Raw genomic sequence first — 26,049 nt, 5'->3', positions numbered from 1 at the left:
GCGCAAAGGAGTATGGAACGTGGAGCACGTAACACCCATTTATATTTTATCAGGTTTTCTCGGCAGTGGAAAAACGACATTGCTTAGCCGCCTCATTGCCTCTTTCAAGCAGCAGGGTTTGCGGCCGGCCATTGTCATGAACGAGATCGGCGAGGTTAACATTGAAGGGCTTGTCACCGATGAAGAGGTACCAACGGCAGAAATGCTGAGCGGCTGTATCTGTTGTACCATTCGATCCGATTTATCATCTGAAATCGCGAAGCTCATCCAGCGGGAACAGCCGGATGTCATCGTCATTGAAGCGACGGGGATCGCCAATCCGATGGAAATTCTGGACGCGGCCGCGGAAGCTGCTTTATACATGAGAATTGACGTGAAAAAACTAATCACCGTCGTAGATGCCGCGCATCTGCTGCATTTGAACATAGAGCAGAAGGGGAAGACCTATCGTTTGATGCAAGAGCAGATTCGTGCAGCCTCGGCGCTCGTCCTCAATAAGATGGACCAGGTGAACGATCAGGACAAAGAGACGATTCAGCAGCTGGTCGAGCGCTGGAATCCGTATGCTCCGATTATGCCCGCGGTGCGCTGCGACATGAATCTTGAAGAACTGCTGCAGAGCGGTCCACATGGCCAGGATAAGCATTCGCATGCGCATGATCGAGAGGGCAGGGATGCCCGAGAGCATGCAGATAAGCACGAGCATGCCAACCACCATGAACATACCCACAGGGATGAGCATGACCACAGCCATGAGCATGACCACAACCACGACCATGCACATGATCATGGTTCTCATGATCATGTCATGTCGTACACGTACTATTTCAGCCATCCGGTAAACAGCGTGGAGTTTGAACGATTGATAGCCGGCCTGCCAAGGGATGTATACCGGGCCAAAGGGATTCTCACCTTTAGCGATACCAACAGCCGTTTTTTGTTCCAGTACGCGTTCCGCGAATCCGATTTTATGAAAATAACGCCCCAGGGCCAAGTACCGGATGTGGTGGTGTTTATCGGGGAGCATTTTCAGAAATCGCTGCTGCGGGAGCAGCTTGAAATGCTGGAGGGGAAGGCAAGTCGGGCATAAGTCAACAATCTCCTGATCATTTTGGGCAATTGTACCTTAGGTCTTTCTGGCCAATGTTTGATTCAGAGGGCAGTCGAGCGTTTAATACAAAGGCATAGCGTAATAACTACAAGGAGGATCTATCCAATGTTAAATGAACTCAAATATAAAGAATGCATCGAAGCATGTCTCCAATGTATGAACGCTTGCAATGTATGCTATGTGTCCTGTCTGAAAGAATACGAACTGGCCAAGCTTCGCGATTGTATATCACTCGACAGAGAATGTGCCGATATATGCGCGTTTGCGGCTCAAGCCATGTCACGAAAAAGCCCTTACGTTAAGGAAATTTGCGAGCTGTGCATGAAGGCGTGTCTTGCTTGCGCCGAAGAGTGCGGGAAGCATGATCACGAGCATTGCAAACAATGTGCCGAGGCGTGCCGGAAATGTGCCGAAGCATGCCGCGAAATGCTAAATCACATGTAAGTCAACAAGTCACCATCGTTTGATATAACAAAGCCTGATTTCCGAAGAGGAAATCAGGCTTTTTAGTTGGAGCCTGAGGGAATGGATTTTACTAACTCCGAATTTTCCCCTATGATAGATGTGTGAGAAAGCAAGTACAATTATTGGTAAAAGAATGAGGTTTTAACATGAACAAATCAGTTGGTAAGAACAATCGGCATGTCCGGAACCTGAATCGTATCGGCATTATCGCGCTGCTTCGTGACTACGGCAGTTTAACGAAAGCGGAAATCGCGGCCAAGATGAATTTAACATTTACTGCCGTTAATAATCTGGTGGAAGAGCTGATGAAGGATCGATTGATCATTGAAGCCGGATTTTATGACGATTCCAGCCGCGGCAGGAAGCCCAAACTCATCTCCTTGAATCCCGGCGATATTTACACGGTCGGAGTACATATCAGCGCATCCTCCGTAAGGGCGGCCGTCATTAATTTGCAGGGAAAAGCGATGATGGAGAAACGCTGCGCCTTCGAAGATAATACCAATCGCGGTAGCGTTGTGAATATGATTATCTCCACGATTCAAGCCGTATTGGACGAGTCGGGCCTGAAGTCCCAAATCATTGGTATTGGCGTGGGAGCTCCGGGACCGCTCGATCCGGTACAAGGCAGGATATTGACACCGCCCAACCTTCCCGGGCTGCATCAGGTACGATTAAAGGGACTGATCGAGGAGAATACGGAGCTTTCAACCCAAATCGAGAAGGACGCTAACGTTATGGCACTCGGTGAGTTATGGTACGGTAACGGCAGGCATTTCAACAATTTGGTGTACGTGGATGCGGATATCGGGATCGGGAGCGGACTGATCTTCAATCAAAAAATATATCAGGGTTACCCTTTTGGAGCGGGTGAGATCGGGCACTGTACGATCGATATTGACGGTCCGCGCTGCAATTGCGGCAATTACGGCTGCCTTGAAGCGATTGCATCGGGTATTGCTATTGTCCGCAGAGTCGGAGAGGAGCTGCGGCGCGGAGCTGCCAGTTCTCTTAAATCCTCGTATGATGGCAATGACCGCGGTTTGGACGTCACCGATGTGATTACGGCCGGTCTGGATGGAGATCAATTAGCTGCCAATATGCTGAACGAATCGGCACGCTATGTCGGCATTTCGCTGGCTAATGTCATTAATCTGCTGACGCCGGAGACCATCATCATTGGCGGGGTTCTCGCTAACCGGTACCCGGATTTCTTCGAATATGTAAAAGAAACATCCTATAACAGAAGCCTGTCCAGCTTCCATAATAAAATCGTGCTTCAGCCATCCGAGTTGGGAGAGCATGCCGGTATCATTGGGGCCGGAACGATCGTGCTTGAAAAATACCTGAATGAAATGAGCGAGTAGAGGGGAAAAGGAGACCCTCACCCGCATCAATATTAAAGATAGTTCAATAATTTTGTATAAAATATCAAAAAAGTATAGACTTTTAATTATGTAAGCGTTTATAATTTCGTTATCACTCATTAATTATTGAATAAAGTTTAATAATTGTAGGAGTCTAAAATGTTCACTACTACCAAGTACAGGGGGCAATGATGATGAAGAGGATCAGGTTTGGCATGATGCTGTTAATCTCTACGCTTTTGATGTCTGCTGCACTGGTCGGCTGCGCCAAGACAGACACGAATTCTTCGGCAAATCCGGCTGATGCTGGCAAGATCACACTCGAGTTATGGGATTGGTGGGGCGACGGCACGCATAAAGCCGTCATCGAGCAAATTGTGAGTGATTTCAATGCTTCCCAGGATGAAATCGTCGTCAAGCATGTTCATTATCCTTGGGGCGATGTATGGACGAAGGCGCTTGCCGCTACCGCAGCAGGCAATCCCCCGGATATTGTCATTCAGGATATTAACAGCGTTCCAACCCGAGCGGACGCGAAGCAATCGATGGATTTGCAGCCGTATATCGATAAAGAGCCCGGCTTCAAAGATAAGTTCTATCCGCAGCTATGGGATGCTACCGTACATGAAGGCCATTCTTACGGCATCCCGTTCACCACAGATACGAGACTGCTGTTCTACGATAAGGACATGTTCAAGGAAGCAGGCCTGGACCCAGAGGCTCCTCCCACGACCTGGGATGAATTGCTCGAGACCGCCAGAAAGCTCGATAAGGTCAATGCGGACGGAAATATCGAACGTCTTGGGTTCTATCCGTTGACCCATGTCGATTGGGATTTCTGGGCATTGAACGCCGACGGCGGAAAGTCCTTCCTCCAGCATGACGGAACCGTGACCGTGAACACGCCGGGGAAGCTGGAAGCCGTGAGATGGGTGAAAGAGAACTATTTTGATTATTACACCAAAAGAAAACTGGATGCGTTTACAGCCGAGTTCGGCAACGGGATGACCAATCCGTTCGTATCCGGCAAGGTAGCGATGATTGCACAAACGGCTACCGAATTCACGAAGGTCCGCGATTTCGCGCCGGATAAAAATTACGGTATGGCCTTCATCCCCGAGTTTAAAGAAGGCTCCGGGCACTGGTCCTGGGGCGGCGGCTTTACGGCCGAAATTCCGGTCGGGGCCAAACATCCCGATGCCTCGTGGGAATTCGTCAAATATTTGACGGATACGAAGGCTCAAACGTATTGGGCGACGCAAGTATACGACAGCGTAGCGAACATCGAAGCCGCGGAGAGCGACGAGGCGCTCTCTCATCCGGTATTCCAAAAAGCGACGGAGAACATGGAGTGGACCGCGCTGACGCCGTTCCCGGTATTTGCGCCAAGCCATATGGATCTCGTGAAACCGAAGGTGGAAGAAGTATGGATCGGCAAAAAGACGCCGGAAGAAGCCATGGCCGAAGCACAAAAAGCGGTTGAGGATCTCGTGCAACGAAACAAGAAGTAAGCATCATAACCGTATAATCCGCAAAAGGGCGCGTTCTGAGGTATACCTTTTTGCGGATATACCACTAACTAGAAGCGGGAAGTGATGAAGATGCGAAAGAAGGCTGCACCAAGAATCGGCTTAAGAAGCAATTTGGAGGGCTACTTGTTTATCTCGCCTTGGTTGTTGGGGTTCTTCGCTCTAACCGGCGGACCGTTGCTATTTTCCCTGTATGTCTCTTTTACCAACTACAATATTACTTCCAGACGGGATTGGATCGGACTCAGCAATTATTCCGAAATGTTCTTTCAGGATCCTTTGTTCTGGAAATCGATATCCAACACATTGTGGTATGTAGCCGTTGGCGTACCGTTCTCAGCCATCGCGGCGATTGCCGTATCCGCGCTGCTAAGCCAGAAGGTATGGGGCGGCGGATTTTTCCGGATGCTGTTCTATATGCCGACCGTACTGGCGGGCGTTGCGATGTATATGCTGTGGATGCAAATGCTCGGACCTCAAACCGGCCTGATCAATACGGTTCTCCGTTTCTTCGGGATCGAAGGCCCTTCGTGGCTGACGGATCCGGCATGGACGAAGCCTTCGCTCGTGCTGATGAGGCTGTGGGGAATCGGGACCAGCATGCTGCTTTACCTATCCGCCATCCATTCCGTTCCGAAGCAGCTGTATGAAGCCGCAGAGATCGACGGAGCGGGCAGAATACGGCGCTTTTTCAAAATTACGATTCCGATGATTACGCCCATCATATTCTTTGACGTCGTTACGACGATGATCGGCGCCTTCCAGGTGTTCCAGGAAGCTTACGTCATGTCCGAGAACGGGGCCGGAGGTCCGGCCTCCTCCCTGCTGTTTTACAATCTGCATCTGTTTAATGAGGCGTTCGTGGACTACCGGATGGGATATGCTTCGGCTATGGCATGGTTCCTGTTCGTCATTGTCATGATCATCACGGTCATCAACATGTCCGCTTCGAAATATTGGGTTCATTACGAAGGCGGTGACAATCGATGAGCACTCCCCATTATTCCGTGCCTGCCTCCAAAGGAGCCTCGAAGGTGAAACGGCTGTCGAGCGTGAAAAAGACCAACCGCATGCTGATGGCGGTCAATTTCATTCTGCTGTCGTTATTTTCGTTAACCGTCCTGCTGCCGATGTGGTTTATGTTCATTACGGCCGTGAAGACATCGCAGGAGGTATATGCATATCCCCCGACATGGTGGCCTACGGAATTTGTATGGAGCAATTTCGGCGAAGCCTGGCAGGCGGCCCCGTTTAGCGGCTACCTCGGCAACTCGGTCATCGTCGCCGCCTTTGCGGTGGTCGGATCCGTCCTGTCCAACTCGCTCGTTGCGTACGGGTTTGCCAAAATGAGATTTGTCGGCCGGAATTTCTGGTTTGCGGTCATCCTGGCCACGATGATGATCCCGGGATTCGTCACGATGATTCCACAGTATATTCTCTATGCGAATATTGGGTGGGTGGGGACGTTTCTGCCGCTGATCGTGCCGCCGTTTCTAGGCTCCGCGTTCTTCATCTTTATGCTGCGGCAGTTCTACATGACGATACCTACAGAACTGATCGAATCGGCTTACATTGACGGGGCTAACAATTTCTACATCTGGCGAAAACTGATTGTGCCCATGTCCGCACCGGCCTTGACCACCGTCGGAGTGCTGGCTTTCAACGGCAGCTGGAATGACTTTCTGGGTCCCTTGCTGTACTTGACGGACCCGGCAACCTTTACGCTGCCCATCGGTTTGAAGGTGTTCATCGGACAGCTGAACACGCAGTGGAACTTTCTGCTGGCCGCATCCTGCATGGTGCTGCTTCCGATTATTATCGTATTCCTGCTGTTCCAGCGATATTTCCTTGAAGGCATGAATCTGAACGGAGCCCTGAAGGGTTGAGACATCTTGATGACGGTTACGTAACCGCAGCTCCCATGTCCATGGGCATGGGGGCATCAAGACACTCCATCCGCGCTTTTTAATACGAATGGGAACGTTCCCAAAAATAAAAACACAATGACAACCTGAGGTATCGACAAGGAGGCACGAACGTGAACAAATTAGCCATTATCCATACGACGGCGGTCACGATCCCACTGTTGAAAGAGCTGGCTTCCGAAATACTGCCCGGCTGCACGCTCCTTCATTGGCTGGATGATTCGATTCTGCCGCAGTTGAGGGATGGTGATGAAGCAGTCGTCCAAACCGTGGCAAACAAATGGACCACCTATGCCCGGTATGCGGAAGAAGCGGGGGCCGAATGTATTCTGTCTGCCTGTTCCTCCGTTGGCGACATCGCCGAGAGGGCAGCGGGAGCGGTCACCGTTCCCGTGATTCGCATCGATGATGCCATGGCAGATCTTGCAGTATCGAGGGGCCGGAGGATCGGCGTCGCCGCAACGCTGGAGACGACCATGAGGCCTACCCTGAATCTGCTTCAAAGGAAAGCTGCTAATCTACAGGACTCCATCCAACTCATTCCGCTGGTTGTTTCCGAGGCTTATGCCAAATTGATGGACGGGGATCAGAAAGGGCATGATGAGCTTCTTGCAGAGCAGCTTCAGCAGCTATCGCAGCGGTGTGATGTCGTGGTGTTGGCGCAGGCATCGATGTCCAGGGTCATACCGGCCTTGCCGGAGGAAATCGGATCGCGTATGTTAACCAGCCCGAGGTTAGGAATGGAGCGGCTGAAGCAGCTTTATTTCACATAGACAAAAGGATAGGGAGAGATGAAATCATGACTCGCACAACCAAGCCAGAAAACGTACTTACGCTGAAAAAAGCATTGGAGATTGCCGAGATCAACCGGTTTGCCATCGGTTCCTTCTCGCCGCGCTATACGCCCATGATCGCGGCCGTATTAAACGGAGCTCAGATGAGCAGCTCACCGGCGATCGTGCAAATCTCCCATAAAGAATTGATCCGTTACGGCATAACGCCGGCCGAATTCGCGGATGAATTCTACGAGCGATTGAACTCGGATCACATCACCGTTCCGGTCGTGCTGCATCTGGATCATACGAAGGAGCTGGGAACGATTCAGGAAGCAATAGTGGCAGGCTTCACCTCCGTCATGATCGATGCTTCGGAGAAAAGCCTGGAGGATAACATCGCCATTTCCCGGGAAGTAGCGGAGTATGCGCATGCCAAGGGCGTCTCGGTCGAGGCCGAGCTCGGCATGATCGGAACGACGGATTTCGTGGAGACCGACAAGGACGAGGAGCTGTATACGGATCCCGAGGAAGCGGCTTATTTTGTCCGGCAGACCGGCGTGGATGCACTCGCGGTATCATGCGGTACAGCTCACGGCGTCTACATGGTAAAGCAGCCCAAAGTGGATTATGGAAGGCTCCGGGCGATTCGGGCCCTGACTCCCGTCCATCTGGTCCTCCATGGAGGTTCCGGCGTGCCGGCCGACATGGTCCAGAAGGCGGTTAAGCTGCCGGATGGCGGTGTCAGCAAGGTGAATATCGCGACCGATCTGGAGCTGGCGCTGCTGGGCGCGTTGAACCGGAAGGAACGGATGACCAACGAGGAATGCCTTCAGTTAAACGCAGCCGAGCTGGCTTTGGGCCAGCAAGCCGTCGCGGACACGGTGATGGAGAAAATCCGCCATGTTCTGAACAGCGAGCTTCAAGAACATCATTTTTAAAAGAATCGCATTTGCTGAAATACCATATGCACTTAAATCGTTGATACACATTCAATCTTTGAACTTACAGGAGGTTCACACATATGAAGCAAAAGCAGAAGCTCCACATGATTGGCAATGCCCATCTGGATCCAGTGTGGCTGTGGCAGTGGCAGGAAGGTTTTCAGGAGACGAAGGCGACTTTTCGTTCGGTGCTTGATCGGATGAACGAGTATGATGATTTCGTTTATACGTCGAGCTCGGCTGCCATGTACGAATGGGTGGAGAACAACGATCCCGCCATGTTTGAAGAGATTCGGCAGCGTATCTCGGAAGGTCGCTGGGAGATCGTGGGCGGCTGGTGGATTCAGCCGGACTGCAACATTCCCAACGGCGAATCCTTCGTCCGCCAGGGCCTGTACGGACAGCGATATTTTCTGGGAAAATTCGGCGTGACGGCCAAGGTCGGCTACAACGTGGACAGCTTCGGCCATAACGGCATGCTGCCGCAAATTTTGAAGAAAAGCGGGATGGATTCCTATATTTTCATGCGTCCGATGCCAAGCGAGAAGGGATTGCCCAGCCGATTGTTTCTATGGGAGTCCAGCGATGGGAGCCGGGTTACTTCCTACCGGATTCCGTTCGAATATTTGTCCTGGGGCAAGGATCTGGATCGGCACGTCAGCCGCTGCATGACAGAGCTTAAGGATCCCCTCAACGAGATTATGGTGTTTTACGGCGTTGGCAACCATGGGGGCGGACCGACCAAGGAAAATATTGAGAGCATCCGGCGGCTGAACGATGATGAGACTTTCCCGGAGCTGGTATTCTCTACGCCGAATCAATATTTTGCAGAGATGGAGAAGTTGGGGATTTCCCTGCCTGTCGTTCATGACGATCTCCAGCACCACGCCAGCGGCTGTTACGCAGCCCATTCCGGCATCAAGCAGTGGAACCGGCAAGCCGAGAACAAGCTGAGTGCTGCAGAGAAATGGTCCGCTCTCGCGGAACGTCTGTTGGGTCAGCCTTATCCGCACGATTACGGAACCGCCTGGAAGAACGTATTGTTCAACCAGTTCCATGATATTCTGGCCGGCACAAGCCTGGAATCCGCTTATGAGGATGCCCGAAATATGCATGGGGAAGCCATGTCGATTGCCGAGCGCAATCTGAATTATGCGGTACAGAAGTTCTCGTGGAATATCGGCATCGAGCATGAGGAGGGAATGAAACCGTTCGTGGTTTTCAACCCGCATGCCTGGGCAAGCAGCGTCAATGTCGAAGTGGAGATCGGCGGCTTGAAGGAAGGGGCCGTTCTGGTGGATGAAACGGGGAAAACGATCCCATATCAGACGGTGCAGCCCCATGCCACGTCCAATGGACGCTACCGTTTGAGCTTCGTGGCTGAACTGCCGTCCCTGGGATACCGCGTGTATAAGCTGCTTCAGCTTGCCGGCAGCACCGATGCTAAACCGGAAGGCTTGAAAGCCAGCGACTTCGCGATGGAGAACAAGCGCTTCCGGCTGGAATTTGATCCGGCAACCGGATTTATCAGCAGCCTCTACGACAAAAAGGTCGGCTTCGAGCTGTTTAAGGGGCCGGCTGCCGTGCCGGCCGTCATGAAGGACGAGTCGGATACATGGAGTCACGAGGTGCTGCATTTCCAGGACAAGATCGGTGAATTTCAGGCCGTCTCGGTGAAGCGCGTCGAGCATGGTCCGGTGAAGTCGGTCATCCGGGTGACAAGCCAATACGGCGCTTCGCGTCTGGTGCAGGACTTCACGATGTACAAGGAGCTTGATTACATTGATGTCAAGGTGCACGTGGACTGGCGCGAGCAGTTTAAAATGCTCAAACTCGTCTTTCCGATGAATCTGATCTTTACCCGTCACAGCTATGAAATTCCGTTCGGGTACATCGAACGCGAAGGGAACGGGGAAGAGGAGCCCGGCCAAAGCTGGGTCGATTTCAGCGGTATTGTCCGCGAGGGCGAAAGCGTCTACGGTATGTCGCTGATGAATGATGCGAAGTACAGCTACAGCATCCATAACAAGGAGCTGGCGCTAACCGTACTCCGGAGTCCGATCTATGCCCACCACGATCCGCATGTGCCGCAGCGGGACGGACACTATTCCTTCATCGACCAAGGCATCCAGCAGTTTCAATACCGGCTGCTTCCCCACGCCGGAACATGGGAACATGCCGGCACCGTCAAGCGGGCGCTGGAGCTTAATCAGCGGCCGACGATTGTCATCGAGACCTATCATGATGGCGATCTGCCGCAGAAGGATTCACTGCTGGAGGTGGATCAGGACAATATCATCGTGAGTGCGGTGAAGCAGGCTGAGGACAATGACGATCTGGTGATCCGTTGTTACGAGAGCAACCGGGTAAGAACTGAGGCCGTCATCCGGCTGCCGAAATGGAACCGCAGCATCGAGGCGGCATTCGGGCCAAGCGAGATCAAGACCTTTCGCATACCGAAAAACCCAGAAAAACCAGTAAAGGAAATCAATCTGATGGAATGGGATCTGGAGGATGTCTCCAGATTGAAATGAATTCGCACACGAGGGCTGTATTAAACGAATAAGGGAGAGGGTTTGGCATGCTCATGATCGGCATTGATATCGGAACGACCAACAGCAAGGTCGGTATCTTTGATGCATCGGGCAGGATGCTGTCCCAAGCGAGCCGTCAAACCCAGCTTTATGTTCACGGGGATGCCAGCACCTACTTCGATCCGCTCCGCATTTGGGCCGATGTGGCAGGCATGATCAAGGAAACGGCCGCCAAGGTGGATGCTGCAAGGATTGTCTCGATCGGTATCACAAGCATGGCGGAAAGCGGACTGCTGCTTGACAGGAGCACCGGAAAGCCCATAACGGAGATTGTGCCTTGGTCGGACACAAGTTCCGCTCCGCAAGCCAAGCTGCTGGAGGCGGAGGATGATCCGTTTGCCAGGTTTCTCGCCAGCGGATTGCAACCTTCATACAAGCTCAGCCTGGCCAAAATCCTGTGGCTGAAGCAGCGTGATCCAACAGTTCTGAGAAATGCAGTGTGGCTATCGGTTGCCGGCTATATCGCATACCGGTTGACGGGCGTGATGGCCTTTGATTATACCCTTGCGGCCCGAACCTATGCCTTCGATATCCGGACCAGAACGTGGGATAAGGAGTGGCTTGGCCATCTCAAGCTTCCGCTGGACCTGTTTCCGGAGGCGTTTCCAAGCGGTCACGTCATTGGCCATGTATCTGGCGCAGCAGCCCATCTCGACCTGCCCCGCTCGGCGGTAGTATGCATCGGCGGTCATGACCATCTCTGCGCCTCACTGGCGGTGGAAGCTTTAAACCCGGGAGATGTATACAATTCTATGGGTACCGCAGAGACGCTGGTGGGCGTTATGGAGGAAAGAGAGCTCCATTCGCGCGATTATGATTCGAAGCTTGCGTTCGGCCTCCATCCGGTGGAGGGGCGCATGTTCTGGATGGGCAGCAACTCGGCATCCGGAGGCTCTGTGGAATGGATACGCTCGGTTATGGGCCTTCCGCATCTGACATACGATGCACTTGAACAAGAGGTGCTCGACTGCGGGCAGGGGCCGACCGGAATTCTGTACTATCCGTTTCTGGCGGGAAGCGGTCCACCGAAACCCGATGCGGAGGCCAAGGCTGCATTCATCGGGTTAACCCAAGGCCATTCCCGCGGTCATCTGTTCAAAGCGGTTCTGGAAGGGACCTCATACCAGATGGAACGCGTACGCGAAACGGCAGCGGGTTTGCTGGAAGCTCCGATGGAGCGGATCCGCGTGACGGGCGGTGGTACAAGGCTTGCCCCCTGGCTGCGAATCAAAGCGGCTTTATCCGGACGCTCTCTGGAGGTGCCGGAAATCCGGGAGGCTTCCTTGATGGGAGCGGCACTGCTCAGCGGCGCGGGTTCGGGCGTCTATTCATCGCCCCAAGAGGCAGCTACTCACGCAAATATCGCGAGAAGAACTAAGAGCATCCCGTTTCGGGAGAAGGAGCATTCGGCTTACCGTGACATTTACGAATCTCAATATATTCCGATCAGCCATCATCTTAGATTACGGAAATGAGCTGGATGAGGAGTGAAGGCTAACATGAATGCAATCATGGTGAATATGCAGCGCAAATACCCGGAGCTTGCGGGCTGCGCAAACGATGTTCTGCGTGCTTTTGAAATTATAAAATCGGCTTTTTATACAGGTAACAAACTGTTGATCTGCGGCAATGGGGGAAGCGCTTCGGATTCGGAGCACATCGTCGGCGAATTGATGAAGGGGTTCCGGATGAAGCGTCCGGTGCCTCCATCGTTTCGCACCAAATTAATAGAGGTCGACCCCGAACAAGGGGATTATATGGCTGATCACCTGCAGGGCGCGCTGCCGGCTATATCGCTCGTCAGCCAACAGGGTCTGATCAGCGCGTTCAGCAATGACGTGGAGCCGTCCATGGTATATGCCCAGCAGGTATACGGATACGGCAAACCGGGCGATGTCCTTCTGGGACTCAGCACCTCCGGTAATTCCGTCAACGTGATCCGGGCGGTACAGGTGGCGAAGGCAGCGGGGATGATCAGCATCGTCATGACGGGCAAAGCCGGCGGTGTCCTGAAAACAATCAGCGATGTCACGATTTGCGTTCCTTGGGAAGAGACCTCGGACATCCAGGAACGGCATCTTCCGGTTTATCATGCCTTATGTCTGATGCTGGAGGAGGCGTTCTTCGAATGACCTACTTATCCGGTTTTGATATAGGCGGCACAAAAATTTCGGTGTCCCTTGGCAAACAGGAGACCAACGGAACGCTGAGCATTCTGGCCAAAGAACGCTTTCCAACGCCTCATGATCCGGAGGAAGCGCTATCCGTCATGATGAACGTGCTTGAGCAAATGCTGCGGCAATTGAACCTTCCCGGCGTTGAAGCGATTGGCATCAGCTGCGGCAGTCCGCTGAACAGCGAGCTCGGGCTTGTGAACAGTCCGCCGAATTTACCGCATTGGAAGGGAATTGACGTGGTGAGTCCGGTTAAAGAAAGATTCCGGGTACCGGTCGGCCTGCAAAACGATGCCAATGCGTGCGCCCTGTCGGAATGGAGATGGGGGGCTGGACGGGGCACGAAAAACATGCTGTTCCTGACGTTCGGAACCGGCATGGGAGCCGGCCTGATCCTGAACGGTCGGCTGTATACCGGCACGAACGATATGGCCGGCGAGGTCGGACATATCCGGCTGGAGCATGACGGTCCGGTCGGCTATGGCAAAGCCGGATCCTTTGAAGGCTTTTGCAGCGGGGGCGGGATTGCCAGATTGGCGGCCTCCCATGCGGAAGCGGTGCTGAATGCCGGAGGTACGACCTCCTATTGCAGCGATAGGGGACAGCTCGGTTCCATTACGGCCCAAGCGGTAGGCGAAGCGGCCCAGAATGGTGACCCTACGGCCCTGAAGGTTTTTCATCTCGTGGGAGAAGAATTGGGGCGGGGATTGTCCGTGTTGGTGGATATTTTGAATCCTGAAATGATTGTCATCGGTAGTATTTACGGCCGCCAGCAACAGCTGCTGGAGCCTGTTGCTCTTGAAGTTTTGAAGCGGGAAGCGTTACCTGGGGCTTTGTCGGTATGCAGGGTGGTTCCGGCAGCGCTGGGCGAACGGGTCGGAGATTATGCGGGTCTGTCAGTCGCCATGCACGCACTATCTTTGCTGGCTGATACTGAAGCCGTCGAGCTGCAGTGATGAAACGAAGAGGGGGAATATCGGATATGTCCGCAACCTACACGAAGGTTAACAGGCAAGACCTGCTGGATCGGCGCAAACACGTGCTTGATCTGATCAATCAAATAACGGTTTCCATCCATGCCTATGAGCGCGGACGCATTCCGTTAGAGTTCATTGGCGTTCAAGAGATCGGCTTCGATGATGAGGTCCCAGCACTCGAAGAAGGAGTTATTCCGGCAACGAATACGAAGGAAGAAGGCGTCTCGGATGATAGAGTGCAGGACGCAGCCGAATCGAGATATGCAGTCGTGAGCCATATCAAGGCCGCTTTCGCATCGCGCGGCAACACGGATGAGACCAGGCTGGACGGCTGTCTTCGGTATGCTTATCGCAGTGAGGATGGAACCGCTTCGGCGGATATGCGGATCGTGATCACGGAAGAGAGCGTGCTGGCCTATGTGGATGCCAAGCTGGTGAATGAGAGCCTGTTTGGCAAACAAAGCTATTTTAGCCCAGAAGGGGCGGTCACTTTAAGCTTTGGTCATCCTGTTCATGAAGGGTATATGGCGAATTACCGGCATAAGGACTGGTGGACGCGTCCGCATTTTGGCCCGGGGTGGGATACGCTGCCTCGGCGCACCCAATCGCTGGTGTGGAGAACGGCCCCGGATCAGTACCTGTATCTGCTTCCTGTATGCGATGACCAATGCCGAACGGATTTGCAGGGGGACGACAGCGGACTTCAAGCCGTGGTATCGCCCTTGATTCTCGGACATGACTCCATCTCGACGCTGGCGTTCTCGGTTTCGTGCGGAGGGGAGCCTTACGCGCTTGCGGAGAAGGCTTCGTCGGGAGGTCTTCACGCGTTGAGCCGGGTGCATCGCAAAGGGAAGAAATACCCGCCGATGATGGAGCATATCGGCTTTTGTTCCTGGGATGCTTTCTATCATGAGGTTCATGCGGACGGAATACTGGAGAAGGCCAAGGAGCTGAAGCAGCTGAAACTGCCGGTCAAGTGGTTCATGATTGATGACGGCTGGCTCGATGTGTCGGAGATGCGGCTCCAATCGCTGCAGCCGGACGGGACAAAGTTTCCGGGAGGGCTTCTTCCCGTTACGCGGCAGCTTAAAGATGAATATGGCGTGGATTGGGTCGGTGTATGGCATACGATTGCCGGTTACTGGGGCGGCATATCCCAAGGAAGCGACTTGGCCGCGCAGTACGGAGAGTTCCTGCACGAAACACGGAATGGGAGGCTGATTCCATATCCGGAACGAAGCAAGGGCTTCTTTTTCTGGGATGCTTGGCACCGGGAGCTTAAGGAACAGGGCATCGATTTCGTCAAGGTCGACGGTCAAAATTCCATTACGAACATGACCATGTACAATATGACGGCCGGCGAAGCCGCCGCTGGAGCCCATGAGGCTTTGGAGGCTTCCGTGTATAAACATTTTGACGGAAACATCATGAACTGCATGGGCATGGGATCGGAGAACGTGTGGCATAGACCCGCCTCTTCCATGTCCAGGAACAGCGATGACTTTGTGCCGCAGGAAGCTGGCAGCTTCAAAGAGCATGCGCTTCAGAACGTTTACAATTCCTATTATCATGGACAGTTCTACTGGGGAGATTGGGACATGTTCTGGACATCGCATGAGGATGCGCTACAGAGTGCCGTGCTCAGGGCAATCAGCGGCGGACCGGTCTATTTCAGCGATCCCGTGGGTACCACCGACCCGGATCTGGTATGGCCCATGATCTACCGGGATGGCCGGATTGTGAGAGGAGACCTGCCGGCCCAGCCGGCGGAGGACTGCCTGCTCCGCAATCCGAATACGGAGCCGATTCCGTTAAAGGTATGGAACCGGGTCGGGCCGTCGGGCGTCATTGCCGCTTTTAACATCGCGCTGGATAACTCTATCGTGAAGGGCAGCGTCTGTCCGAGCGATGTACCGGGCCTCGAGGGCGAAGCTTTTGCGCTGTTTGAACCGCTCACGCGGAAGGTGCGCATGCTCCAAAGAGACGAGGAGCTGGACCTGCATTTACAACCGGGTGAAGTTGCGGTCTACAACGTGATCCCGGCTCGGAAATCCTGCACGCCCATCGGATTGACGGATAAGTTTCTATCCACTCACGCTATGCTGCAGATTGAAGAGCATCCTAAGACAACGGTGGTTCGCTTGGTTGAAGGCGGCATCTTCGGGTTTACCGTGGATCCTGCCCACACTGTGAAGGCTGCGGTTAATGGCTTGGCAGTAAAGGTGGTCCAAAGCGGGGAATTGTATGAGATTGATTGCTGCGAAGTAGAGGGGGAGCTTGTCATTGAGATTTTCCATGAATTAAAGGTTTGATGCCGAATGTGCTAAGGAAAGGCGGCCGGTGTCATCTGTCAGCCTGAGCTTATCCAGTTTAGGAACGGCCTTTCCTCGGCGATTCCAATTTTGGGAACGTTCCCGGAATTTAATATTGCCGGAGTCCGTTCAACCATCACTAGGAAAAAGGAGCGTTTTTCGCTATGGTTCCTACTATTCATGACGTGGCCAAACTGGCGAATACCTCCAAGAGTACGGTATCCCGCTACTTAAACGGCCAGAAGGTTAAGAAAACGACGCAGGCGGCACTCGACCGGGCGATACGGGAGTTGAACTTTCACCGCAACGCCCATGCCCGCCGTTTGGTAACCAGCAAGACGTTCACGATCGGCATCGCCATCGACGACATCTCCAACGTGTTTTACCCGGGGATGATCAAGGGGATCGAGGACGCAGTCAAAAAAGAAGGCTATAACTGCATCTATTACAGCTGGACTTCGAATTTCAACCGGGAAATATCTTTCCTGGATCTGCTGTACGAAGGACAGATTGATGGGTTGATTCTCGTCAGCTTCAGGCGCAGGCAGGAGGAAGAACTGCAAAAAATCCGGGAGTCTCCGTTGCCGGTGATTCTCATCGGTGACCGCGGCGAGATGGACGACATCTTCTCCGTCGACGTCGATAATGCGTTCGGTGTGTCCGAGCTGGTCACTTACCTGCATTCGATTGGACATCGGAACATGGCTTATATTACCGGGCCCGATCATGCAGCTGCCAGCAAATACAGACTGAAGGGATACGTCGACACGCTCAAGGCATTGGGAATTCCATACCGGCCGGAGTGGGTGGTGACATCCGATTGGAGCAATCAGGGAGGGTATGAGGCGATGCTGGAGATCAACAGGCTTGAGGGGATTACCGCCGTTCTCGCCTCCAATGACGAGACCGCTGTCGGTGCCATGCGGGCGATCCAGGAAAGCGGTCGCAGTGTGCCGGAGCATATGTCCATTGTCGGATTTGACGACATCTCCATCGCGCAGTGGGTTTATCCAGCCTTGACAACGGTTCGCCAGCCATTTTTTGAAATCGGTAACAAAGCGGCAGTCGGCCTGTTCGATAAGATTCACGGCAGGCCGCCTGGGGAGCGCGCAAGTCATTTATTAAGACCGAAGCTTATTATTCGGAATTCCTGCGCGAACACGTAAAGGGAGGCACGCCCGGTGAAAACAAAAATCAATAAATCGAATTACGGCTACCTGTTTATTTCACCTTTTTTTATCGGATTCTTTATTTTTGGTTTGGTGCCGATTTTATACACCTTGTATCTCAGCTTCACGAAATGGGATGGGTTCGACGATCCCGTATTTTTTGGTATCGCCAATTATGAGCGAATCCTCCAGGACAGCTTCTTTTATCAGTCGATCGGGAATACGCTTATCATCTGGCTGATGTCGATCATACCGCAGCTGACGATTGCGCTTATATTGGCCATGATCCTGAACGAGAAGTTCATTCGCGGCAAACATTTCTTCCGCGCGGTCTATTTCTTTCCCCACATCATTACGCCGGTTACACTCGGCGTCATGTTCAGTCTGATGTTTGACTGGCAGACGGGAAGCATCAACAAGATCATCATGGCGTTGGGTTTGGTGGATGATCCGGTCAACTGGTTCAACCATCCGTGGCTCGCCCGGATGATTGTCGCCGGAGTTATCTGCTGGCAGTATTTCGGTTACAACATGATCGTATTCATCGCAGGGCTTCAATCGATTCCGTCCGAAGTGTACGAGGCTGCGGAAGTGGATGGGGCGACGAAGTTCCAAACGGCGCTGAGCATCACGTTCCCGATGCTGCGGCCGGTATTTTTGTTCACGCTCATTACGTCGGTGATCGGCGGCCTGCAGCTGTTCGATGCACCGCTGATGCTCGGATCGGGCCCAGGCAATGCGACCCGGACCATGGCGATGTATCTGTATGAAACAGCTTTCCTTAACTTCGATTACAGCTACGGGGCAACGATTGCCTACGCGATCTTCATCGTGATTATGCTGTTCTCGCTGATTACGGCTCGGGCTGCGAGACTGAAGGACTAGGGGGTGCTAGAACTTATGAGAGCTGAAGCGGTAAAACAAAACAACGTTAAGATTATTCTCGGGCGAATGGCGCTCTACCTATTTCTGCTTGTGATCGCCTTAACCTGCCTCATTCCTTTTTACAGCATGATCATGACCTCGACGCATGCCAATTCGGATATCGCGCGGAGGCTGCTGGTCGTTCCGGGGGACCAGTTTCTGGTCAACTATGAGCGGCTGATCGATACGGTCCACATTTGGCGCGGGTTTGCCAATTCGATCTTCATTTCCGTAGTATCCACAGCCATCGGCTTATATTTCGCCGCTCTTGGCGGCTACGGATTTGCCAAGTACAACTTCAAGCATAAGAACATTCTCTTCGTAGCCGTTCTGGGAACGATGATGATTCCGGGACAGCTTGGCATCATCGGCTTCTACAAGCTGATGGATACGTTCCACATGCTGAATACGTACTGGCCGTTGATACTGCCTTCCATTTCAAGCGCATTCGGCATCTTTTTTCTGCGGCAGATCGCGGACTCCTCGGTGCCGACGGAGATTATGGAATCGGGCCGGATCGACGGCTACGGGGAACTGAGAATTTTCCACCGTCTTGTCATTCCGTTGATGATTCCCGGCATTGCCACACTCGGCATTCTGAATTTTATTGGCAGCTGGAACGAATTCCTGACCCCGATGATCATTTTGTTCGATAATCAGCTGCAAACGCTTCCGGTGATGATAGCGAGCGTCAAATCCCAGTTCACCTCGGACTTTGGCGCACAATACGTCGGCGTTGTCATCTCAACCATACCGATACTGATCGTATTTTCGATCATGTCGAAGAAAGTAATCAGCGAAATTGCGGCAGGGGCAGTCAAGGGATGATGGCCGGCAAGGAGTCTGAAAGGGGGGATGCCCCGACATAGACCTGCTTCTCGCTTCTTTATGAAATCATTTCGGATGGATTCAATCGATGTTTGTCTGGAAACGAATGAAACGTATAGGGGGAGATTGTTTTGAAAAGGAAGAAGTTAATCGGCATGCTGCTGTCCGCCATCATGTTAACCGGACTGCTCGCCGGATGCTCCGGCGGCAGCGGAGCAAGTCAGGGAGGAGCTGCTCCGGCCAAAAACGAGAACGGAGAGCTTCAAGGCAAACTGGTGATATGGACATTCTTTGATCAAGTGCAGGACATGGCAGACCAGTTTGAGGCGAAACATCCGGGAGTGACCGTCGAGGTGAAGATGTTCCCGGGTGACCAGTATCAGACGAAGCTGCTGACGGCCCTGCAGACCGGCAAGGATACGCCGGATATCTTTGATCTGGAGCGGGGATACATCGGCAAATTCATCGATTCCAAGTTCACGACGGATTTATCGGCGATGGGCATTGATGAGCTGGTAAAGGACAATATTCCATACGTAACGGAACTCGGAAGAGGGTCGGACGGCAAAATCCGTGCGGTTTCGGATCATTCGTCGCCGGGCGGATTCTGGTATCTGCGCGAGACGGCGCAGGAGTACCTCGGAACCGATGATCCCGACGAAATCAGCGGAATGGTCGACAGTTGGGACAAGATCATCCAGCTTGGAAAGCAGGTTTTTGAGGCGAGCGGCGGCAAGGTCCACCTGATCGCAAACGCCGGCGACGTATTTGATATCGCTGCCTATAACCTAGAACCATGGGTGAAGGACAACAAGCTGAACATGGATCCACAGTGGCAGGAATACTACGAGATTCAGAAGGAGATTCGTCAGAACAACGTCGATGCCAAGCTGCCGTTCATGTCGGCGGGATGGGGCAATGCCTTGAATGACGGCAGCGTGGTGCTGACCTCCATGCCGGCATGGGCTGGCTTTATGGTGGATAACAAGGATGGTAAGGCCGAAGGGAAATATGGGGTAGCCAAGACGCCGTTAGGCTTCTACAGCGGAGGAACGTACCGCAGCATTTATTCCAAATCCGAGAATCAGGAGCTGGCGTTTGAATTTATCAAATACATCGCCGGACCGGAGTGGCAGCAGCACAATCTGGAGAAGACAGGCAATATGCCGGCTTCCGGCAAAGTCTATGAAGACAATCTGGACCACTTCAAGTCTCCACTGTTCGGGGATCAGAACATACTGGCTCCGTATTATGAGACGGTCAAGCAAATGCCGGGACATACAGCGGACAAGTTTGGCGAGGAAATTCTGAGCAAGTGGAGAAAGGTTGCCGGTGAAGGGGTCACCAACAATCGGAGTTATGACGAAGTATTGGCCGATTTCAAAAAGGAAGTAAAGAATTCTTTCCCTGAGCTGCAAATCGATTAAGACACGGCACGGATCACAACCGCGGTTGATGGGGGAGGCTGCTTCCTTCGCGAGGCAGCCTTTTCCTGTCCTTTTAACGTGAAGGATAAAGACTGGGAATTTAGGATGAAGACCTTTTATGGAGTGGAAGGAGACACCTTGGATGAATAGCTTGCAGGAATATATACAACAAATCCGCATCATTGACGGACACGAGCATTTGGCCACGCCGGCCATTCGGAAAAAGGAGAATACGGGTATCTTCGGCTTGCTTCATTACCTGGACTCGGACTTGACCACGGCAGGCATGCCGCGGGATGTTTTAAGCCCAAGAAGCAAAACCAGCGATGAAGAGAAAGCGGTCACCTTCCTGAATTATTGGGACCGTACGAATAATACGACGTATGCCCGGATGTTTAAGACCGCACTAGAGGACTTGTACGGATTCGGGGATTGGAGCGTGCAGGGCATCATGGAATTGGACGGGAAGGTGAAAGCCGCCTCCGCCAACGATGATTGGTACCGCAAGGTGCTAAGCGAGCAATCAGGAATCGACGTGGCGTTTACGCTGATTCAGACAACCGAGATGAACACCGAGCTGCTGAGGCCGATCATGTTCTTGGACTTTGCTTTTAAGCTGCGAACATTAAAGGATATTCAGGCGGTAGAGCGCACGGCTGCCGTAACCGTTCATACCTTGGAGGATTATTTGAACGCGGTGGATTCCTTACTATATAGATACGTTCAGGAAGGGATGGTTGCCACGAAGCTGGGTCACGCTTACTGGCGCAGTCTGGCGTGCGGCAAACCGACACGATTTGAGGCGGAACAAGCTTTTAACCGGTTGATGGTTAATACGCTGGATGAGCCGCTAAGTCATGCGGATACTTTGCCTCTTCAGGATTACCTCATTCATTTCATCGTCCGTCGGTCCATTGCCTATGAATTGCCGATTCAGATCCATACCGGCCATCACGAGACCAGCGTTTCCGGCAACGGGAATATCATTACGAATTCCAGGGTGACCGGCCTGCTACCGCTGCTGCTTGAATACCCGGAAGCCAAGTTTGTGCTGCTGCATTGCGGGCTGCCATACCAGAATGAATATTTGAGTTTAGCGAAAAATTTTCCGAACGTCTATGCGGATTTCACCTGGGTTTACATTATTTCGCCGACGGCGGCCAAGCAAATATTAAGCCAGATGATCGAAATGGTGCCGGGTACCAAAATTCAGGGCTTCGGCGGCGACTACAATTTCGTTGAAGGCACTTATGCCCATCAAAAGCTGGCACGGCAGATCGCAGCGGAAGTTCTTCAGGAGAAGGTCCGTGAAGGCTCGCTGAACGAACGGGAAGCCATGACGTTTGCGGACCGGATATTCCGCCAAAATCTAATGGAGCTTTATCGACTCTAGCGACTCTTCCCCGGCTGGATGATGGATCTATAACGAATGATGGAGCCGAGACGCAAAAATGGAATGGACGACACAGAACAAAAACGGTGGGACGGAGCTTCATATTCTCGGAATCGGGCAGGTGGATTCAGCCTGTTATCATGTATGTGCAGCTGCCTCCGGACCACGGAGCGATGCCCGAGGCCGCCAATTGGTTGTACTCCCTAGTCGCGGCAAGGGATCCGCGCAGCTTAATGGTATGGCAGCGGGTGGCCGGGTTGCTGCATCCCGATGAGGAGGATTTCAAGGATACCTTGCAGGGAATCTACTATTATATTGATGCGATTTGCCAAGGAGCTGAACGGTTAGGATCAAGGGAAGCAGCTTCGGTCTTGTTAAAGCTCCATAGCATTCCTGTGCTGCGGAGACAAACTTGTAAAACGGGAGCGCAGGCCGATTACTTTCTGAAGCGGCGCTCGATGCTGGAGCTGGCAGTTGGGAGAGCCTTGGCCCGATCGGGAAGCAAGGAAGGATATGAAATCTTGAGCGATTATCTAGATGACAGCCGGTCGCTGTTGTCCAGAGGGGCGCTCCTTGAACTGCGGAGGCTTAGCGGGAAACGTTATGGGAAGTCAGCTGAGGTATGGCGAGAATGGTTGCAGCTGCGGGAAAAATCTCTTGCACCGCAGCCGCTAACGTTATCGCTGGATATCGAGCATAACAGTGAAGAAATGCTGCGATGCCTCGATCACCCGCAGTCCTTGGCATGAACAGGAATACGATGATGTCAGGAGTTATGCCGGTGAAGTATGTTGGATTGGATATCGGAACAACGAGTATATGCGGAGTGGTATACGACGTCGGACATGGCGAGTTGTCGTCTGTTGTGATTGAAACCAACCGAGCAGGACAGGGTGGGGGTTACCCATGGGAAAGGGTTCAAGACCCGGAGGTGATCTGGCGGCAGGCGGAAACGGTAATAAGACAGCTGTTACAGAAGCATCCGGATATTGGAGGCATTGGCGTAACAGGCCAAATGCATGGCATTCTGTATCTGGACGAACTAGGCAGAGCGGTTAGTCCCCTGTATACATGGCAGGATCAACGCGGAACAGAGCGGCTTCATCATGGGACTTACGCCGAGCGACTATCGGAACTCACGGGATATACGCTGGCGACAGGATATGGTCTCGTCACGCATTTTTACAACCGGATGAATCATCTTATACCCCCGTCTGCGTGCTGCATCTGCACGATCTCGGATTATATCGTGATGAAGCTGGCAGGCAATCAAGATCCGCTAATTGACCCGACACATGCAGCAGGGATTGGCTGCTACTCTGCGGAAAAACAAGATTTTGATTCCGAAGCGCTGGAACGAGCAGGAATAAAGCGGAGCTGGCTTCCATCGGTTCGAGCTTCGGGAACGAAGGCAGGATCGTCGGGCGGCGTTCCGGTGTATGTATCGCTGGGCGATAACCAGGCGAGCTTTCTGGGCAGCGTGAAAGACATTCACCACTCGGTGCTGTTGAATATCGGAACCGGAGGACAGCTTTCGATCTATGACCTGCATGAAGGCCGGACGGTCCCGGAAGGGATGGAAGCCAGACCGTTTCCCGGTGGAGGCAGGCTGCTAGTCGGTTCGTCCCTTTGTGGTGGTAAAGCCTATGCGTTACTGGAGCAGTTTTTTCGAAAGGTTATTTCCTCATATACTGGAGAGCCCGTCTCCGCAGGGCAGGTCTACGCCTGGATGGAACGAGCAGCAAGCGAAGCAAGTTCTTCTTCTAGTAACAACCTGACCGTGAATACCCAATTCCTTGGAACAAGGCAAGACCCCGGTCAGCGAGGACAGATTGGCAACATTTCTGTGGATAACTTTTTCCCTGGACCGTTGATTGATGGCTTCAACCGGGGGATGGTCGAGGAGCTGCATGCGTATTTCGAGCGACTGCCGGGAGTTATACGTCATAGTGTCAATTCCTTGGTTGGAGCCGGAAATGCCATCCGCAACAACGAAAGGTTAAGGGATGAAGCAGCCCGGCGGTTTGGGCTTCGAATGCATGTATCGCAATATGCCGAGGAGGGCGCCGTAGGCGCAGCCCTAAGCGCGGCCGTAGGATTAGGAGAGATTGAATCGTTTGAATTGGCAGGTCAACGGCTGCGGTAATGGCAAGGAAACGGATGGGGCCAGCCGGAGACCCGCGTTCTAGGCAAGCTGAGTTCGGGCAAGTTGAACTTAAGAGCGAATAAACAAAAAGGCGGCCTTCTGGGCCGTCTTCGCTATGTTTTATCGTCTTTCCTGATCGGTGCTTCGAATGCCATTTTGATCATGGCAACCTAACGCTAATCTTCTGGATTTATGTCAAGTTTCGGAAGATAGAGCCGTCTTGAAGTACATATATGTGGTGTTACTGTCATGTCAGGATGAGACCTTTGTCCACCGAGCTTGAGAGGTTGTGTTTACAGGTAAAATAGATCTACAATACATACAGCACCAGAATACGTGAACAGGAGTTGAAATGTTTGCAGGAGCTGTTGGAATTGAACGGAATAAACAAGCGTTTTGGCAAATTCGCCGTCTTACATAACATCAATTGGAGCATTTCCCGAGGCGAATGCGTCGCTATTACGGGAAGCAATGGTGCGGGAAAGAGCACCCTGCTGCACATAATAGCCGGGCTTGCTATCCCATCGGAAGGATCCCGGGTCGAGTATGAATCCTCGCTTCGCGTCGGGTATGTTCCGGAGCGCTTTCCTGCGCTTCGGTTTCATCCTTCCGAATATTTGCGTCATATGGCCAGCATTCAGGGCATGAACAAGCAAGAAGCCGGGAAGCGAATTAATGCGATGCTGAATGTGTTTCAGCTTCAGGACATGAAGATGACATTATGCTCCAAGGGAATGCTGCAAAAAGTCAATATCATGCAGGCCCTGCTTCGTCAGCCCGATCTATTGGTTCTGGATGAGCCACTATCGGGATTGGACGAGCCTTCCCAAATGGAGATGATTGGCATACTAAGTGAAATCAAAAGACAAGGGACAGCGATCGTGATGTCCGTACACGAGCCGCTGCTTATTGCTTCGCTGGCCGACCGGGTAACGCAACTCCGCCGGGGGCGGATCGAACGGGACGGAATGCTGGAAACCGGTTCGGAGATGGGACGGATGATGCTGGAATTCACGCGTGTTACCCAGGACAAAATGATGGAACTGGAACGCCGCTCAGGATTTCACTATTGGATATCGAGAGGTAATCCTGCATCGATGGTAGTGTCACGGCAGGTCGCGGATGAAATGCTGCTGGATATTTTACAGTCAGGCGGTTCGCTGACACGGCTGGAGCCCTGGAGCGGAGAGAGGGCAGAGCAAGTGCACCCAACTTCCGGTCAATCAATGCAAGGGGAGGGAGCATAATGGGATCATTGATTCATTACATGCTTGCCAGCTACACGAGATCCTATCGATATTTTGCGCCGATTGCTTTTATATTGATATCGGTGGTGTTTATCTACTCCTACCGGCCCAACCCGATCATGGACAGTTATGCCGTAACGGCTGCATTTCTGTTTGTCGGCTCAGCTTGGCTTGGTTTGAACTTTCTCAATCATGATCAAGGGCGTCAAACGATGCTCCTGATCGTTCATAGCGGGAAGGCCATACGATATTATGCCGCCCAATATTTAACCGTAAGTCTTCTATCTATTCTATTCAGTTTATTTGCTGTCCTTTATCCGATCGTATTTGGAATGTTTGATAAGCCGATGACATTATCTCAGTTTGCTCTGGGTTTTCTGGGCCATGCTGCATTGTCCTTGCTCGGCATTTCACTTTCCGTATTTTTTCAGTTTGGCTTTATGGAGAATCAGGGAAGAGCGGCAGGTTTGCTGTTAATCGTTATCGTTATTTCCTTAGCCGGGCAATCCATCGTTCAGGATGATCTTGTCTATTTGAGAATGGTTCCTTATGTGCTGCCGCCTGTCTCTGTTATGATTGATATGCTCATTCATGCTGACGAGCGTTCCCGGTCCGTATTATTCATGACGATTGCATATACGTTCATATACAGCTTCATTTTGCTGGCTGTTTATCTATGGAACGCCTGCCGTAAGGATGCGGCAAGCATGATCCGAAAAGTAGGTTGAAGTAGGAGTAATCTTC

22 protein-coding genes are annotated in these 26,049 nt (G+C 52.4%); all 22 read left to right on the top strand.

The features are described 5' to 3' along the window. Positions 1-19: 19 nt before the first annotated feature. The 22 genes from PLA01S_RS12215 (at position 20) to PLA01S_RS12110 (ending at position 26,033) form a co-directional block, all read left to right on the top strand. A complete protein-coding gene (locus PLA01S_RS12215) occupies positions 20-1,090 on the top strand; it encodes a CobW family GTP-binding protein (protein WP_127592463.1) in 1,071 nt (356 codons plus the stop codon). A gap of 126 nt (positions 1,091-1,216) precedes the next feature. Then, on the top strand, positions 1,217-1,555 hold the full coding sequence (locus PLA01S_RS12210) for a four-helix bundle copper-binding protein (protein WP_100537998.1): 339 nt from the start codon (positions 1,217-1,219) through the stop codon (positions 1,553-1,555). A gap of 167 nt (positions 1,556-1,722) precedes the next feature. Beyond that, the gene (locus PLA01S_RS12205; RefSeq protein ID WP_127592462.1) at positions 1,723-2,943 is read left to right on the top strand and encodes an ROK family protein; all 1,221 of its coding nucleotides are present in this window, start codon (positions 1,723-1,725) and stop codon (positions 2,941-2,943) included. Positions 2,944-3,137: 194 nt separating this feature from the next. Then, positions 3,138-4,454, top strand: coding sequence for an ABC transporter substrate-binding protein (locus tag PLA01S_RS12200; RefSeq protein ID WP_127592461.1), 1,317 nt, complete (start codon positions 3,138-3,140; stop codon positions 4,452-4,454). Positions 4,455-4,538: 84 nt separating this feature from the next. Next, a complete protein-coding gene (locus PLA01S_RS12195; RefSeq protein ID WP_246059456.1) occupies positions 4,539-5,462 on the top strand; it encodes a carbohydrate ABC transporter permease in 924 nt (307 codons plus the stop codon). After that, positions 5,459-6,358 carry a carbohydrate ABC transporter permease gene (locus PLA01S_RS12190; protein ID WP_127592460.1) on the top strand — a complete coding sequence of 300 codons (900 nt, stop codon included), beginning with the start codon at positions 5,459-5,461 and terminating at the stop codon, positions 6,356-6,358. Before PLA01S_RS12195 ends, PLA01S_RS12190 begins: the two co-directional genes overlap by 4 nt. Before the next feature lie 152 nt (positions 6,359-6,510). Further along, positions 6,511-7,170, top strand: coding sequence for an aspartate/glutamate racemase family protein (locus tag PLA01S_RS12185; protein WP_127592459.1), 660 nt, complete (start codon positions 6,511-6,513; stop codon positions 7,168-7,170). A 26-nt stretch (positions 7,171-7,196) separates the two neighbouring features. Then, entirely contained in the window at positions 7,197-8,111 is a 915-nt protein-coding gene (locus tag PLA01S_RS12180) for a class II fructose-bisphosphate aldolase (protein ID WP_127592458.1), read from the top strand. 83 nt (positions 8,112-8,194) lie between these two features. Further along, positions 8,195-10,648 carry an alpha-mannosidase gene (locus tag PLA01S_RS12175; protein WP_127592457.1) on the top strand — a complete coding sequence of 818 codons (2,454 nt, stop codon included), beginning with the start codon at positions 8,195-8,197 and terminating at the stop codon, positions 10,646-10,648. Positions 10,649-10,695: 47 nt separating this feature from the next. Then, complete coding sequence (locus PLA01S_RS12170) at positions 10,696-12,183, top strand: FGGY-family carbohydrate kinase (protein ID WP_127592456.1); 1,488 nt, start codon at positions 10,696-10,698, stop codon at positions 12,181-12,183. A 24-nt stretch (positions 12,184-12,207) separates the two neighbouring features. After that, the gene (locus PLA01S_RS12165) at positions 12,208-12,840 is read left to right on the top strand and encodes a D-sedoheptulose-7-phosphate isomerase (protein ID WP_127592455.1); all 633 of its coding nucleotides are present in this window, start codon (positions 12,208-12,210) and stop codon (positions 12,838-12,840) included. Further along, entirely contained in the window at positions 12,837-13,838 is a 1,002-nt protein-coding gene (locus PLA01S_RS12160) for an ROK family protein (RefSeq protein WP_127592454.1), read from the top strand. The genes PLA01S_RS12165 and PLA01S_RS12160 overlap by 4 nt, the downstream gene beginning before the upstream one ends. Before the next feature lie 26 nt (positions 13,839-13,864). After that, positions 13,865-16,171 carry a Sip1-related alpha-galactosidase gene (locus PLA01S_RS12155; RefSeq protein WP_164817414.1) on the top strand — a complete coding sequence of 769 codons (2,307 nt, stop codon included), beginning with the start codon at positions 13,865-13,867 and terminating at the stop codon, positions 16,169-16,171. Positions 16,172-16,335: 164 nt separating this feature from the next. Then, complete coding sequence (locus PLA01S_RS12150; RefSeq protein ID WP_127592452.1) at positions 16,336-17,337, top strand: LacI family DNA-binding transcriptional regulator; 1,002 nt, start codon at positions 16,336-16,338, stop codon at positions 17,335-17,337. A gap of 15 nt (positions 17,338-17,352) precedes the next feature. Next, positions 17,353-18,225 carry a carbohydrate ABC transporter permease gene (locus PLA01S_RS12145; protein WP_127592451.1) on the top strand — a complete coding sequence of 291 codons (873 nt, stop codon included), beginning with the start codon at positions 17,353-17,355 and terminating at the stop codon, positions 18,223-18,225. Between the two features lie 15 nt (positions 18,226-18,240). Continuing rightward, a complete protein-coding gene (locus PLA01S_RS12140) occupies positions 18,241-19,092 on the top strand; it encodes a carbohydrate ABC transporter permease (RefSeq protein ID WP_218033646.1) in 852 nt (283 codons plus the stop codon). Between the two features lie 131 nt (positions 19,093-19,223). Then, positions 19,224-20,519 (top strand): ABC transporter substrate-binding protein, encoded by a 1,296-nt coding sequence (locus PLA01S_RS12135; protein ID WP_127592450.1) that lies wholly within the window; start codon positions 19,224-19,226, stop codon positions 20,517-20,519. A 142-nt stretch (positions 20,520-20,661) separates the two neighbouring features. Beyond that, positions 20,662-21,912, top strand: a complete 1,251-nt coding sequence (locus tag PLA01S_RS12130) for an amidohydrolase family protein (RefSeq protein WP_164817413.1) — start codon at positions 20,662-20,664, stop codon at positions 21,910-21,912. Positions 21,913-21,998: 86 nt separating this feature from the next. Then, positions 21,999-22,661 carry a hypothetical protein gene (locus tag PLA01S_RS12125; protein ID WP_127592448.1) on the top strand — a complete coding sequence of 221 codons (663 nt, stop codon included), beginning with the start codon at positions 21,999-22,001 and terminating at the stop codon, positions 22,659-22,661. Further along, positions 22,658-24,058, top strand: coding sequence for a sedoheptulokinase (locus PLA01S_RS12120; protein ID WP_164817412.1), 1,401 nt, complete (start codon positions 22,658-22,660; stop codon positions 24,056-24,058). The genes PLA01S_RS12125 and PLA01S_RS12120 overlap by 4 nt, the downstream gene beginning before the upstream one ends. Before the next feature lie 356 nt (positions 24,059-24,414). After that, positions 24,415-25,305, top strand: a complete 891-nt coding sequence (locus PLA01S_RS12115) for an ABC transporter ATP-binding protein (protein ID WP_127592446.1) — start codon at positions 24,415-24,417, stop codon at positions 25,303-25,305. Continuing rightward, on the top strand, positions 25,305-26,033 hold the full coding sequence (locus tag PLA01S_RS12110) for a hypothetical protein (RefSeq protein WP_246059454.1): 729 nt from the start codon (positions 25,305-25,307) through the stop codon (positions 26,031-26,033). Before PLA01S_RS12115 ends, PLA01S_RS12110 begins: the two co-directional genes overlap by 1 nt. Positions 26,034-26,049 lie beyond the last annotated feature (16 nt).

The organism is Paenibacillus lautus NBRC 15380 (assembly GCF_004000945.1).
Classification (GTDB): domain Bacteria; phylum Bacillota; class Bacilli; order Paenibacillales; family Paenibacillaceae; genus Paenibacillus_AQ; species Paenibacillus_AQ lautus.
This window is presented reverse-complemented; position numbering and strand designations above follow the sequence as displayed.

Bases quoted from the DNA above. Each gene is read 5' to 3' on its own strand.
- PLA01S_RS12210 (WP_100537998.1), top strand. From the start codon at position 1,217: ATGTTAAATGAACTCAAATATAAAGAATGCATCGAAGCATGTCTCCAA.
- PLA01S_RS12205 (WP_127592462.1), top strand. From the start codon at position 1,723: ATGAACAAATCAGTTGGTAAGAACAATCGGCATGTCCGGAACCTGAAT.
- PLA01S_RS12200 (WP_127592461.1), top strand. From the start codon at position 3,138: ATGAAGAGGATCAGGTTTGGCATGATGCTGTTAATCTCTACGCTTTTG.
- PLA01S_RS12195 (WP_246059456.1), top strand. From the start codon at position 4,539: ATGAAGATGCGAAAGAAGGCTGCACCAAGAATCGGCTTAAGAAGCAAT.
- PLA01S_RS12190 (WP_127592460.1), top strand. From the start codon at position 5,459: ATGAGCACTCCCCATTATTCCGTGCCTGCCTCCAAAGGAGCCTCGAAG.
- PLA01S_RS12180 (WP_127592458.1), top strand. From the start codon at position 7,197: ATGACTCGCACAACCAAGCCAGAAAACGTACTTACGCTGAAAAAAGCA.
- PLA01S_RS12175 (WP_127592457.1), top strand. From the start codon at position 8,195: ATGAAGCAAAAGCAGAAGCTCCACATGATTGGCAATGCCCATCTGGAT.
- PLA01S_RS12170 (WP_127592456.1), top strand. From the start codon at position 10,696: ATGCTCATGATCGGCATTGATATCGGAACGACCAACAGCAAGGTCGGT.
- PLA01S_RS12165 (WP_127592455.1), top strand. From the start codon at position 12,208: ATGAATGCAATCATGGTGAATATGCAGCGCAAATACCCGGAGCTTGCG.
- PLA01S_RS12160 (WP_127592454.1), top strand. From the start codon at position 12,837: ATGACCTACTTATCCGGTTTTGATATAGGCGGCACAAAAATTTCGGTG.
- PLA01S_RS12155 (WP_164817414.1), top strand. From the start codon at position 13,865: ATGTCCGCAACCTACACGAAGGTTAACAGGCAAGACCTGCTGGATCGG.
- PLA01S_RS12150 (WP_127592452.1), top strand. From the start codon at position 16,336: ATGGTTCCTACTATTCATGACGTGGCCAAACTGGCGAATACCTCCAAG.
- PLA01S_RS12140 (WP_218033646.1), top strand. From the start codon at position 18,241: ATGAGAGCTGAAGCGGTAAAACAAAACAACGTTAAGATTATTCTCGGG.
- PLA01S_RS12130 (WP_164817413.1), top strand. From the start codon at position 20,662: ATGAATAGCTTGCAGGAATATATACAACAAATCCGCATCATTGACGGA.
- PLA01S_RS12120 (WP_164817412.1), top strand. From the start codon at position 22,658: ATGAACAGGAATACGATGATGTCAGGAGTTATGCCGGTGAAGTATGTT.
- PLA01S_RS12110 (WP_246059454.1), top strand. From the start codon at position 25,305: ATGGGATCATTGATTCATTACATGCTTGCCAGCTACACGAGATCCTAT.